This is a genomic window from Asanoa sp. NPDC049573, from assembly GCF_040676615.1.
In the GTDB taxonomy this organism is placed as follows: Bacteria; Actinomycetota; Actinomycetes; order Mycobacteriales; family Micromonosporaceae; genus Asanoa.
In genome coordinates this window covers 265448-278384 of the sequence record NZ_JBFAPI010000001.1, presented here as the reverse complement: position 1 = coordinate 278384, position 12937 = coordinate 265448, and the positions used below count along the sequence as shown (strand labels likewise).

The following is a 12937-nucleotide window of genomic DNA, read 5'->3' as shown; positions in this document are numbered from 1 at the left end:
GTTGCCGGGCCGGCGTCGTGGTCCGGCCCGGCCGGGCCGGGGTCACCGTCGACCGGTGCGGCCGGTGGCGCGCCGCGGCGGTCCGGTTCCGGGCGCACCCGGGCCGACCGGATCGCCGACACGGCCGGCGTGCACGACGCGGCGGGCGCCAGCGGCGGTGTCGCGACGGCCCGGGCCGAGCAGGTGCTCTCCCGGCTGCAACTGCTGATCACCCGCAAGCTCGACGGGCTGCTCCAGGGCGACTACATCGGGCTGTTGCCGGGGCCGGGCACCGAGCCCGGCGAGTCCCGCGAATACCGGCCCGGCGACGACGTGCGGCGGATGGACTGGCCGGTCACCGCCCGCACCACCGTGCCGCACACCCGGCAGACGGTGGCCGACCGCGAGCTGGAGACCTGGCTCGCGATCGACCTGTCGGCCAGCCTCTCGTTCGGCACCGCCCAGATGCTCAAGAGCGACCTGGTGGTGGCGGCGGCCGCGGCGGTCACCCACCTGACCGTGCGGGGCGGCAACCGGATCGGCGCGGTGGTCGGCACCGGCGGCGGCTACACGGCCCGGCTGCCGGCCCGCCCCGGCCGCAAGGAGGCGCAGGGTCTGCTGCGCGCGGTCGCGCGTACACCCATCAAGCCCGGACGCACCGACCTGGGTGACCTGATCGACATGCTCAACCGCCCACCGCGCCGCCGGGGTATGGCCGTGGTGATCTCCGATTTCATGGCGCCGCCGGCCGACTGGGGCCGGCCGCTGCGCAAGCTGGCGGTCCGGCACGACGTGCTCGCGATCGAGGTGGTCGACCCGCGCGAGCTGGAACTGCCCGACGTCGGCGTGCTCGTGCTGGCCGACCCGGAGACCGGTGCGCTGCACGAGGTCTACACCGGCGACGCCAAGCTGCGCGCCCGCTACGCCGCCGGCGCCGCCGCCCAGCGCTCCGCGATCGCCTACGAACTGCGCGCCGCCGGCGCCCAACACCTGCGGCTGCGCACCGACTCCGACTGGCTCCTCGACATCGTCAGGTTCGTCGCCGCACAGCGACACGCACGCACCCGGGGTACGACACGATGATCCGTTTCCTGCAACCCTGGTGGCTGCTCGCCCTGCTGCCGGTCGCGCTGGTCGCCGCCGCCTACGTCTGGCGGCAGTTGCGCCGCCGCGACTACGCGCTGCGGTTCACCAACGTCGAGCTGCTCCGGTCGCTCGCGCCGCGCGGCCTCGGCTGGCGCAAGCACGTCTCGGCGGGCGCGCTGCTGCTCAGCCTGCTGGCGCTGGCCCTGGCGATGGCCCGGCCGTCGGTCGACCGCGAGCTGCCGCTGGAACGCGCCACGATCATGCTGGCCATCGACGTCTCGCTGTCGATGGAGGCCAGCGACGTGGCGCCGACCCGGCTGGAGGCGGCCCAGGTCGCGGCCAAGCAGTTCGTCGAGGAGCTGCCGGCGACCTACAACCTCGGCCTGGTCTCGTTCGCCAAGTCGGCCAACGTGCTGGTGGCGCCGACCAAGGACCGTTCCGCGATCACCGCGGCGATCGACGGGCTGACCCTGGCCGAGGCGACCGCGACGGGCGAGGCGGTGTTCACCTGTCTCGACGCGATCCGCACGGTGCCCGCCGACGGCGCCAACGGGGCACCGCCGGCCCGCATCGTGCTGCTCTCCGACGGCTACCGCACCACGGGCCGCCCGATGGAGGAGGCGGCCGGCGCGGCGCAGGCGGCCAACGTGCCGGTGTCGACGATCGCGTTCGGCACCGACAACGGCACCGTCGACATCGGCGGGCAGCTCCAGCGGGTGCCGGTCGACCGCCTCGCGCTGGCGCAGTTGGCCGAGTCGACGAGCGGGTTCTTCTACGAGGCGGCGAGCGTGGCCGAGCTCAAGCGGGTCTACGAAGACATGGGCAGCTCGATCGGCCACCGGGTCGAGCCGCGCGAGGTCACCCACTGGTATGCGGGTTTCGCGCTGCTCTTCGGCCTGATCGCGGCCGGCCTCAGCCTGATCTGGTCGTCGCGGCTGCCCTGATGCTCGTCAACTCGCGGTGTTGTTGACGAGCATCACGACGACGACAACCCAGACGGCGGCGAGGGTGAAGCCCAGCGGGGCCATCAGACGACCATTCATCACTGCTCTCCGATGCGACGGTGGGACTGGGAGTGCGGGGAATCGCGGCGGAGGAGAGTCGCAGCCGGACGGCGTCACGCCGGGGCCGGGCCCGAAGCGGGCACGGCACGGCGGAGTGCCGGCAGGCGGATTTCTGGCTGTCGTCGGTCGCGGGTCAGCGGGACCGGACGGCGGCCCGGCTGCGACTCGGAGGATCGCTGTCTCGCACGGCGATCACCTCCACACGTCGGCCGGGCACACGAACCGTCGCTGATTCTATCCTGTGCCCGCCGCTGCCGTGCCATAGGCCGGAAGGTTGGCCGGGCACCGTCCGATATGGTCGCCGCCGCCGACCGCCCGCCGGACGCTGGGGCGCGCCGGCGGCCGGCCGGCCCGGTCCGACCCGCGTGAGGCGGACGACCAGCACGAGAGCGGCCGCGAACAGCGGAAGCCAGGCGAACCGGGCCGCCGCCCAGGCGTAGCCCCCGGGCGCGACGAGCAGGCCGGGCAGGCGGCCGGCGAGCCAGGCGACGAGGACCGTGACGGAGATCATGGTGGCCTGGTGCCAGAGGTACACCGGCAGGGCGGCCTGGTTGAGCGCGCGCACCGGCCGCCGTGCCCCGAGGCGGCGCAGCCGGGGCAGCAGCAGGAGCACGGCGCCGGTCTGCGCGAACGCGAGCGCCAGCGCGGCCAGCGAGGGCGGGTCCAGGTTGGAGCGTCCCGCGCCGGGCACGCCGACCGCGCTGGCCGGGTAGCCCGCGAACAGGACCAGCGCGGCCACCGCGAGCGCGCCGCCGGCCAGCAGCGCCCAGCCGGTGCGCCGGCCGCCCAGCCGGCCCTGTGCCAGCGCGACGCCGAGCACGAACGGCACCGACCAGGCCGCGACCAGGGTGGTGGGCAGGAAGCCGAAGCCGGCGTCGGCCGCGAGCACGACCGCCGCGGCGGCCGCGACCGGGGGCACCGGGCCGAACCGGCGCACCAGCCGGGCGATCGGGCCGACCAGCGCGGTCAACACCAGGAATGGCAACAGGAACCACAATGGACTCAGCACCAGCTTGCCGACCGTACGCAGGGTGGCCTCCGGCACGCCGGCCAGCGCGCCGGCGGTGAGGGCGAGGCCGAGCAGGGCCAGCAGGGCGAGCACCGGCAGCCCGAGGGCGCGCAGGCGGCGCGGCAGCGGCGGGAAGCGGCGGCGGGCTGCCGGCACCGGGCTCGACGGCGCGGGGACGGTTTTCGGGCGGGCGGCCGACGCCGCGGCGGCATACCCGCCGGCCAGGAAGAACAGGCCGAGCGTCTGGAACAGCCAGCTCACCGGTTGCAGGGCGGGCAGGGCGGCCAGCGGGCTGTTCACGTGCAGCGCGCCGTCGTCGCCGAGCACGAGCGCGGTGACCAGCCAGTGCCCGAGCACCACCCCGGCGATGGCGATCGCCCGCACGGCGTCGATCCCGGCGTCCCGGCGGGCGGTCACCTGGTCACCACCGCGGCGACGGCGGCCAGGCTGGCCGTACCCGGTGAGAAGTAGTAGTCGTGCCCGTCCACTCCCGCGGTCGGCAGCGCGGTGGCGCCGAACGACCCGCTCGACGGGCGGGTGCCCAGGCCCAGGCCGAGCAGGCGCACCTGGGGCAGCCGGCGGACCCAGTCGGTGGGCGCCAGCGCGCTGTAGACGGCCGCCCGGGTGTGCAGGCCGGCCACGTCGTCGGCGCCCATGCCCGGTGCGCCGAGCGCGACCAGCGCGGTCACCTGCGGCGGCAGGTGCCGCGCGGCGAGCCCGACCACGACCGCGCCGTAGCTGTGCCCGATCAGCGTGATCCGGGCGTCCGGCCGGCGGTCGGCCAGCCAGCCGGTGAACGCGTCGAGGTTGCGCGCGCCGGCCTTCGCCCGCACCTCGCGGGCCGCCTCCAGGCCGATGCCTTCCGGCGGGTCGTAGCCGAGCCAGGCGACCACCGCGACGTCCGCGTCGGGGTCCGCCGCACGGGCGGCGGCGTAGACCTCGCGGGCCTGGGTCGCCGGTGCACGCCGCTCGACGCCGCCGAGCCCGCTGGTGAACGTGGCCAGCGTGGTGTCGACGCCGGGCACCACGACGGCGATCCGGTCGGCGGTGGCCAGGTCGCCGACCACCTCGACCGCGGTGCCGTCGCCGCTCGGGTCGAACTCGAGGAACCGCCGTCCGGCCCGGACCCAGGCGGCGTACGGGCCGCCGGCCGTCGTCATCGCCCTCGCTGCCGCCGGGTAGGCCGCCGCGGGGGTCGCACCGGCCGCGGGCGCGGCGACGGCCGGTGTCGAGGTGGGAACCAGCAGGCCGGCGCCGAGCGTCGCGGCGATGCCGCCGTAGATGAGTGTCCGTCGCATCATGCGGCGAACGATGCCGGTGTGGACGGTGGTGAATCGTCGTACCGGAGCGTGGTCTTGTTCGTACTACCTGGGTCTGACGGGGGCTACTCCCCCGCGGCGACCAGACCCGTCTCGTAGGCCAGCACCACCGCCTGGGCGCGGTCGCGCAGGGCCAGCTTGGCCAGGATCCGGCCGACGTGGGTCTTCACCGTCTGCTCGGCCACGACCAGGTCGGCGGCGATCTCCTGGTTGGACCGGCCGCGGGCGATCAGCCGGAGCACCTCGGTCTCCCGCGGCGTCAGGGCCGACAGCGCGGTCGGCCGCGGCCGGGCCCGGCCCGGGCGGGCGGTGAACTCGGCGATCAGCCGCCGGGTGACCGAGGGTGCCAGCAGCGCCTCGCCGCCGGCGACCACCCGCACCGCGTTGACCAGGTCGGCGGCGGGCGCGTCCTTGAGCAGGAAGCCGCTGGCGCCGGCCCGCAGCGCGTCGTAGACGTAGTCGTCGAGGTCGAAGGTGGTCAGCACGAGCACCCGGGGCGGCGCGCCCGGCGGCCGGCCGTCGAGCAGCCGGCGGGTGGCTTCGAGGCCGTCGAGCACCGGCATCCGGATGTCCATCAGCACCACGTCGGGGTCGAGCCGGCGGCTCTCGGCGACCGCCTGCGCCCCGTCGGCGGCCGCGCCGACCACCACCATGTCGGCCTGGGCCGCGAGCAACGCGCCGAATCCCTCGCGGACCATCGCCTGGTCGTCGGCGATGAGGACCTTGATCACGCGTCCTGCCCTTCCGGTATCACCTCGCGGGCCATCGCCGGCAGTGTCGCGGCGACCGCGAACCCACCGAACACGGTAGGCCCGGCCTCGAACGTGCCGCCGAGCAGCGTCGCCCGCTCGCGCATGCCGGCGATCCCGTGGCCCTCGCCGGGCTCGGTCGGCGTCGCCGGCGGGTCGTTCTCCACCCGCAGCGCCACCGACCCGGCGTCGCGGGTCACGGCGACCCGGACGGCGGCGCCGGGTGCGTGCCGGGCCGCGTTGGCCAGTGCCTCCTGGACGATCCGGTAGGCGGCCAGCGCGACCGGGCCCTCCTCGTCGGGGACGGTGCCGTGCAGGGTGATCGGGACCCCGGCCCGGCGGGCGGTCTCGACGAGTTCGGCGATGTCGGCCAGGCCCGGCTGGGGCGCGGTGGGTGCGGGCGCCGTCTCGCTGCGCAGCACGCCGAGCAGCCGGCGCATGTCGGTCATCGCGGCCCGCGCCGACCCGGCGATCGACACGAACTCGCCCCGCACCGGCTCGGCCATCCCCGGCAGCCGGAACGGCGCGGTCTCGGCCTGCACGGCGATCATCGACATGTGGTGCGCGACCACGTCGTGCATCTCGCGGGCGATCCGGGTGCGCTCCTCCAGCACCGCCCGGCGGGCCTTCTCCAGCTCGGACTGCTCCTCCTGCTCGGCGAGCTGGGCGGTGAGCGTGCGGGAGCGCTCGCGCTGGCGGCGGATCTGGTCGCCGACGATCAGCACGAGCAGGAACAGGACCGAGACACCCCAGGCGTTGGCTCTGTTGACGTAGAGGAGGACCGGGATCAGCGTGAACAGGCCGGCCCAGGCCACCACGCCGGAAGGTGCCCGCAGCGCCAGGGCCAGCAGCACGATCAGGAAGAAGAAGATCTGCACCGGGTTCCACGGCCAGCCGTCGGTCGGCGGGGCCTGCATGGTGCCGAAGAACAGCATCACGAACGAGAGCCGCCAGGCCCACAGCGGGCGGTGGTAGGCGAGCAGGATGGGCAGCGCGGTGGCGTAGCCGAGCAGGACCGCGACCTGACCCTGGATGTGGCGGGCGCCGATCAGGTATTGCGTGGCGGCCGCGCCGAGGCCGATGACGGCGAGCACCATCAGCGGCACGACCAGCGAGCGCCAGCGCCGCCACCAGCGGTCGAGCCGGGGCGCCAGCGGACGCCGCTCGGGCGGCGGCGGGAAGTCCTTCCCGATCAGCACCCGGGCCAGGTCGCGCGGGCTGGTGCGGGCGAGGCTGTCGGTCACCACCAGGACGCTACGCGGCCCGTACGACCGGGCGCGTGCCGCTGGGGAGCCATCCCGGGTGTCATACCGGGGTATGAGAATCACACCGGGCGAGGCGAATTAGCCGTACCCCCGGGTAGGCCGTAATGTCCCATCCGTTGACGGAGTTGGCAGTGGGGAGATCTGAGATGGCGCGCACGGTGCTGGTGACCGGCGGAAATCGCGGCATCGGCAAGGCCATCGCGCTGGCCTTCGCCGCGCAGGGCGACAAGGTGGCGGTGACGCACCGCGGCACGGGCGCGCCCGAAGGGGTCCTCGGCGTCAAATGCGACATCACCGACGCCAACTCGGTCGACGAGGCTTTCGCCCAGGTCGAGCAGGAGCTGGGCCCGGTCGAGGTGCTGGTCGCCAACGCCGGCATCACCGCCGACACGCTGCTGCTGCGGATGACCGAGGAGCAGTTCACCAGCGTCGTCGACACCAACCTGGCCGGCGCGTTCCGGGTCGCCAAGCGCGCCTCGAAGACGATGCTGCGGGCCCGCTTCGGCCGGATGATCTTCATTTCCTCCGTGGTCGGGCTGTCCGGCAACCCGGGCCAGGTCAACTACGCGGCCAGCAAGGCCGGGCTGGTCGGCATCGCCCGCTCGATCACCCGCGAGCTGGGCACGCGCAACATCACCGCCAACGTGGTCGCGCCGGGCTACATCACGACCGACATGACGGAAAACCTGCCCGACGACCTCAAGAAGAAATACGTCGAGTCGATCCCGGCCGGCCGGTTCGGTGCGACCGACGACATCGCCGCGGCGGTCACCTTCCTGGCCAGCGACCACGCTGGCTACATCTCGGGCGCCGTGATCCCGGTCGACGGCGGCCTGGGCATGGGTCACTGATCTTCGAATCAAGAGAGAGGCTGCACCGTGGCAGGACTGCTGGAGGGCAAGCGACTCCTGGTCACCGGCGTGATCACCGACCAGTCGATCGCGTTCTCGGTGGCCAAGCTGGCCCAGGAGAACGGCGCGACCGTGGTGCTGACCGGTTTCGGCCGGATGTCGCTGGTCGAGCGGATCGCCAAGCGGCTGCCCGCCGAGGCGCCGGTGATCGAGCTTGACGTGACCAATCAGGAGCACCTCGACACGCTCGCCGAGAAGGTCGGCAAGCACATCGACGGTGTCGACGGCCTGGTGCACTCGATCGGCTTCGCCCCGGCGACCGCGCTCGGTGGCAACTTCCTGGAGACCTCCTGGGAAGACGTGGCGACCGCGCTGCACGTCTCCACTTACTCCTACAAGTCGCTGGCGATGGCCGCGCTGCCGCTGATGCGGCGGGGTTCGTCGGTGGTCGGGCTGACCTTCGACGCCACCAAGGCCTGGCCGGTCTACGACTGGATGGGCGTCGCCAAGGCCGGCCTCGAGTCGGCGTCCCGTTACCTGGCGCTGCACCTGGGCAAGCAGGGGATCCGGAGCAACCTGGTGTCGGCGGGGCCGCTGCGCACGATGGCGGCCAGGTCCATTCCCGGCTTCGAGCAGTTCGAAGACGCCTGGACGAGGCGGGCCCCGCTCGGCTGGGACCTGCAGGATCAGGAGCCGGCCGCCCGGGCTGTGCTGGCGCTGATCAGCGACTGGTTCCCGGCGACGACGGGCGAGATCATCCACGTCGATGGCGGATATCACGCGCTGGGTGCCGAGAGCGCACCGGTCTAGACCCACAAGGCACAATCGTCTGATGCCGTACGACGCATTGGTCCTGGTTTCGTTCGGCGGCCCGGAACGCCCGGAAGACGTGATTCCATTCCTGGAGAACGTCACCCGGGGCCGGGGCGTGCCACCGGAACGCCTCGCCGCGGTCGCCGAGCACTACTACCACTTCGGCGGGGTCTCCCCGATCAACCAGCAGTGCCGTGAGCTGCTGGCCGCGATCCGCACCGACTTCGCGGCCCATGGCCTCGACCTGCCGGTCTACTGGGGCAACCGCAACTGGGACCCCATGCTGACCGACACGGTCGCGACCATGAAGGCCGACGGCGTCGAGCACGCGCTGGCGTTCGTGACCAGCGCGTACGGCGGCTTCTCGTCCTGCCGGCAATACCAGGACGACATCGCCCGGGCCCGCACCGCCGTCGGCCCCGGCGCCCCGGTGATCGAGAAGCTGCGGCACTTCGCCGACCACCCCGGCTTCGTCGAGCCGCACGCCGACGCGGTCCGCGCCGCGCTCGGCACGCTCGACCCGGCCCGCCGCTCGACCACCCGCCTGGTCTTCACCGCCCACTCGATCCCGACCGGGATGGCCGTCACGGCCGGCCCGCCGCCGGTGGCCCCGCCCGGCCGCTACGTCGCCCAACTGCGCGAGACGGCCGCCCTGGTCGCGGCGGCGGCCGCACCCGACCTGCCGTGGGACCTGGTCTGGCAGAGCCGCTCCGGCCCGCCCCAGGTGCCGTGGCTGGAGCCCGACGTCAACGACCACCTGGCCGCGCTGGCCGACACCGGGGTCACCGGGGTGGTGGTCAGCCCGATCGGGTTCGTCTCCGACCACCTGGAGGTGATCTGGGACCTCGACAACGAGGCCGCGGCGACGGCGAAGAGCCGCAACCTGGACTTCGTCCGGGCCGCCACCCCCGGCACCGATCCCCGTTTCGTGGCGATGGTCCGCGAGCTGGTGCTGGAGCGGGTCGAGGGCGCCGAGACCCGGCCGCGGCTCGGTAGCCTTCCCTTCTGGGACACCTGTCCCGCCGACTGCTGCACGCCACCAGCCAGGAGACCGTCATGAGCGACCGCAAGGCGATCGAGAGCTGGCTGACCGACATGGACGGCGTGCTCATTCACGAGGGCCAGCCGGTCCCCGGCGCGCCAGAGTTCCTGCGCAGGATGCGCGCGAGCGGCAAGCCGTTCCTGGTGCTGACCAACAACTCGATCTACACGCCGCGCGACCTCCAGGCCCGCCTGGCCCGGATGGACCTGCACGTGCCCGAGGAGTCGATCTGGACCGCGGCCCTGGCCACGGCCCAGTTCCTCAGCGACCAGCGCCCCGGCGGCTCGGCCTACGTGATCGGCGAGGCCGGCCTGACCACGGCGATGCACGCGGTCGGCTACGTCCTGTCCGACTACGCCCCCGACTACGTCGTCCTGGGCGAAACCCGCACCTACAGCTTCGAGGCCCTGACCAAGGCCGTCCGCCTGATCAACGACGGCGCCCGCTTCATCTGCACCAACCCCGACCCGACGGGCCCATCCACCGAGGGCGCGCTGCCGGCGGCGGGCTCAGTGGCCGCCATGATCGAAAAAGCGACGGGCGTCACACCCTACTTCGTCGGCAAGCCCAACCCGATGATGATGCGCTCGGCCCTCAACACGATCGCCGGCCACTCGGAAAGCACAGCCATGATCGGCGACCGCATGGACACCGACGTCCTGTGCGGCCTGGAGGCCGGTCTGGAGACGATCCTGGTGCTGACCGGCATCAGCACCCGGGCCGAGGCGGAACGCTACCCCTACCGCCCCAGCCGGATCGTCGACTCGGTCGCCGACCTGATCGACGAGCTCTGACGGGTCTCAGTCAAGCCGCGCACCGAAAGCCAAGGCTAGTGCTCGCGTGGGTAGGGTCGTAATAGTCATAGCGAAGAGCGCAACGCAACAAGCTGTAGTTATATGAGAAAGCGCCTCCGCGAAGAATCCGTACACCAGCGCGATCGGGATCCTCCCGATCATCGACTTCGTAGGGATAGGGAGCGGCTAACGTGCTCGTCCATTCGAAAACATTTCCAGCCATGTCCAGGCAACCGTACGGGCTCGCGCCCTCTGGGAACGAGCCGACCGGCGTGGTTGTCCCGATACCCGACTCTTTGCTGTTCGCTAACTGGACGTCGAACTGGTCTCCCCAGGGGTAGCGCCGTCCATCTACACCACGCGCGGCCTTTTCCCATTCAGCCTCGGTAGGTAGACGTTTGCCCACCCACGCTGCGTAATCACCCGCCTGTCTCCAGGTCACGTTGACTACCGGATGGTCATCCTGGCCAGCCGGGAAACGATGAGAGGGATCGAACTCAACGAATTCGCCATTGGTCGTCAGGTGGCGATCGATCAGGTAGGTTTCAAGATTAATCCTACTCTGCGGCATTTCTTTCTCGATCCAGCCACGTGGTATGTCGAAGTGGCCGGAGACCCAGTCAATTTCTGCAGGGGTGCTGCCCATGACGAACGGCCCTGCTTCGACGGAGGCCATTCCCGAGCGATACCGCTCGCGAACAACCCTTGCGACTTCTTCTCGGATCCCCCCGCTGATCGGCACCTCCGACAGCAGCTCCAGCGTGCGTGGATTGCCGACCGCTGCCAGCACGGCTAGGACCTCAGACAGCAGCCTATCATTGCTAGACCGCGCGCCGTGGACCAGAAGTAGCACAGCCGCGTTCCTACGTTGCCCAGCGCTTGGCGACGCGAGATCCGTTGCCAATCGATCCTGTATCTCGGCCGCGCCCAGATCAACCTGATCCAGCCAATATCCGATGTCCGACTGAACATTCAATGACGTCGTTAGCAGAAACTCGCGCTGGCGTAGCGTCAACTGAAGCGCCGACCGTTCGCCATTGATAAATGCGAAGCGCTCGACTGTCATATGGACGGTGGGGTCCTCCATCCAGTTAAAGAACTCTCGCTCAACCAACTCCTGTGCTCGCCGAGTGTTGTACTCGTCCTCGGTGATCCAGCTCGAAATCTCGTCAATCATGTATTCGTGAGTCAGCTCGAAGTGGAGGGCGCCCGCCTCGTCGTCGCGCCGGATCAAACGATGATCCTCCAGCGCCTCTAATACATGCCGCAGGTCCACAGCACCTTCGGTGCGCGCTGCGAGGATTTCCAAGCCCACCTTCGAGCGGGTCTTTCGCGATGAGACCAGCGCTTTCAAGACGGTCTGAGCGCCGCTCCGCTCCACTGCGGTCATCGAGCGAAGCACGTCGCTTACATAATTGGCAAGGATTCCACGCACCCCACCAAGAGCCTCCAGGTCGCCTGGGACTTGCGTTGCAACCCACCCCGCGTCGCGCTCCTGACTGAAGAGGCGATCGCAGACTATCTGCAATTGCGGAGGAAAGATCTGCCCAGCGCCTTGCTGCAATTCGTCAAGAATTTGCTCAACCAGCGCCGAAGGCGCCTTGATCCCCGCGAGACCAAGCGGACCTTCGATCGCCTCCCGGGCCTGCACTGAGCTCAGGTTACCGAGCCGATAGTAGTTCGCAAACGTGGTCCGCAGCGTTTGCTGAAGGTCATGGAGATCCGCGAGGAAATCTTCGCGTACTGAGACCACGAAGCGCACATTGGCAAGCCTGCCCGACACGCAGTCTTCCAACAACGCAGTGAGGTCCGCCCGTTGCTGCTCAGTAATGTTCGTCGAAAGAAAGAATTGCTCGAATTGATCGATGAATATAACTACGTGGGTACCGGCTGAGCTCAATCTGACTAGTTCGTCAGAGACCCGGCGCCGAAGCGCCGCACGACCTCCGTTCCTATTAGCCGCGAGGACCTCGGCCAACTGGGCGATCGGGTCCCGCCACGCTGTCAGGTAGACGGCCCTATACTGTTGGCGCACGAGGTTGGGGATCAAACCGGCGCGTATCAGGCTCGTTTTTCCGGCGCCGCTGCGTGAATGCAACACGACGAAGCTGCGCGACGCAATCTTTTGCATGACTGCATCGACTTCGACTCTCCGCCCAAAGAACCGCTCCGCGTCGGTCTCTTCAAAGGGAGCCAAGAACTTGAAAATCTGACGCTGCACACTGGGCTCCGACGCCACACCACCATTCGCCGGATTCCTGCCAGCGCCCACCATCGTCCTAATCGATTCGAGGAAAGATGCTGGGTCTTCTCGGACCACGACAAGGTTTTGGGTTCGCCAGTATTTCTCTTCATGCGGTGGGATTGTTGACTGGATCGCGTATGCTCGGCGAGCGTGTTCGCCCATCCCCTTGGCGACTCTACGATAGAACGGTGCAAGGAACGGGTCCTGCAGGTCGCAACCGATTAAGATCGGCGTCCGCAGCACGAGGTGAGCGCGGAGCACCTCATCGAGCAACTCGTAGCGCTCTACGAAGTTGTAGTGGTCGTCGCGTGTGAGCGTCAGGGACTCAGGTCGCTCCAGCTTGCCGTGTAATGGCACAACGAGCTTTCTCATCAGCTCGTGGTAAGCCACATCGGTATTGCCGACGATACTGTCGAAGCTGCCCGCTCCGAGGACCCGGTCGAGCATGCCGTCGACGTTGGTGGTGGCGATCACAGACCCCGGAAGCTCGGCGATCGCCCTCAGTACGGGCGGCACGGCGGCAACCTTCTGGGCGGCTTCGTTATAAAAGGCCCGGACCTCTCGACGCAGCTCAACGTCACCGAGCTCGGTCGCAAAGAATTGAGCCACGTCTGGCATCGTCGTCAGACTGTTGGGCGCACCCGACAGTTGGGCAAGATGCTCGGCCAAATCCCCGCGGGTGGGTACCCCGGAACCCTGGTAGATCAGATCGCCTATTACA

The 12937-nt window shown here is 70.2% G+C and carries 11 protein-coding genes; 6 read left to right on the top strand and 5 right to left on the bottom strand.

Annotation, left to right across the window (positions count from 1 at the left end; translation table 11 throughout):
• Nucleotides 1-129: 129 nt before the first annotated feature.
• On the top strand, nucleotides 130-1062 hold the full coding sequence (locus tag AB0J74_RS01275; RefSeq protein ID WP_363444015.1) for a DUF58 domain-containing protein: 933 nt from the start codon (nucleotides 130-132) through the stop codon (nucleotides 1060-1062).
• Nucleotides 1059-2009, top strand: a complete 951-nt coding sequence (locus AB0J74_RS01270) for a VWA domain-containing protein (protein WP_363443014.1) — start codon at nucleotides 1059-1061, stop codon at nucleotides 2007-2009. Before AB0J74_RS01275 ends, AB0J74_RS01270 begins: the two co-directional genes overlap by 4 nt.
• Before the next feature lie 253 nt (nucleotides 2010-2262).
• On the opposite strand, the gene AB0J74_RS01265 is transcribed toward AB0J74_RS01270, so the two are convergent.
• From AB0J74_RS01265 to AB0J74_RS01250, 4 genes are all read right to left on the bottom strand, one after another.
• A complete protein-coding gene (locus tag AB0J74_RS01265) occupies nucleotides 2263-3555 on the bottom strand; it encodes an acyltransferase family protein (protein ID WP_363443012.1) in 1293 nt (430 codons plus the stop codon).
• Nucleotides 3552-4439, bottom strand: coding sequence for an alpha/beta hydrolase (locus AB0J74_RS01260; RefSeq protein ID WP_363443010.1), 888 nt, complete (start codon nucleotides 4437-4439; stop codon nucleotides 3552-3554). Before AB0J74_RS01260 ends, AB0J74_RS01265 begins: the two co-directional genes overlap by 4 nt.
• A gap of 83 nt (nucleotides 4440-4522) precedes the next feature.
• Entirely contained in the window at nucleotides 4523-5188 is a 666-nt protein-coding gene (locus AB0J74_RS01255; RefSeq protein ID WP_363443008.1) for a response regulator transcription factor, read from the bottom strand.
• Complete coding sequence (locus AB0J74_RS01250; protein ID WP_363443006.1) at nucleotides 5185-6450, bottom strand: sensor histidine kinase; 1266 nt, start codon at nucleotides 6448-6450, stop codon at nucleotides 5185-5187. Before AB0J74_RS01250 ends, AB0J74_RS01255 begins: the two co-directional genes overlap by 4 nt.
• 167 nt (nucleotides 6451-6617) lie before the next feature.
• Between AB0J74_RS01250 and fabG the strand changes: the two genes are divergently transcribed.
• From fabG to AB0J74_RS01230, 4 genes are read left to right on the top strand one after another with little or no spacing between them, the layout of a single operon-like run.
• Nucleotides 6618-7322 carry a 3-oxoacyl-[acyl-carrier-protein] reductase gene (fabG, locus tag AB0J74_RS01245; protein ID WP_363443004.1) on the top strand — a complete coding sequence of 235 codons (705 nt, stop codon included), beginning with the start codon at nucleotides 6618-6620 and terminating at the stop codon, nucleotides 7320-7322.
• A 27-nt stretch (nucleotides 7323-7349) separates the two neighbouring features.
• A complete protein-coding gene (gene fabI, locus AB0J74_RS01240; protein WP_363443002.1) occupies nucleotides 7350-8132 on the top strand; it encodes an enoyl-ACP reductase FabI in 783 nt (260 codons plus the stop codon).
• 22 nt (nucleotides 8133-8154) lie between these two features.
• Nucleotides 8155-9195, top strand: coding sequence for a ferrochelatase (locus AB0J74_RS01235; protein WP_363443000.1), 1041 nt, complete (start codon nucleotides 8155-8157; stop codon nucleotides 9193-9195).
• Nucleotides 9192-9971, top strand: coding sequence for an HAD-IIA family hydrolase (locus AB0J74_RS01230; protein WP_363442998.1), 780 nt, complete (start codon nucleotides 9192-9194; stop codon nucleotides 9969-9971). Before AB0J74_RS01235 ends, AB0J74_RS01230 begins: the two co-directional genes overlap by 4 nt.
• Before the next feature lie 10 nt (nucleotides 9972-9981).
• Here AB0J74_RS01230 and AB0J74_RS01225 read toward each other — a convergent pair whose 3' ends face one another.
• Nucleotides 9982-12834, bottom strand: coding sequence for an SUMF1/EgtB/PvdO family nonheme iron enzyme (locus tag AB0J74_RS01225; RefSeq protein WP_363442997.1), 2853 nt, complete (start codon nucleotides 12832-12834; stop codon nucleotides 9982-9984).
• Nucleotides 12835-12937: the final 103 nt, after the last annotated feature.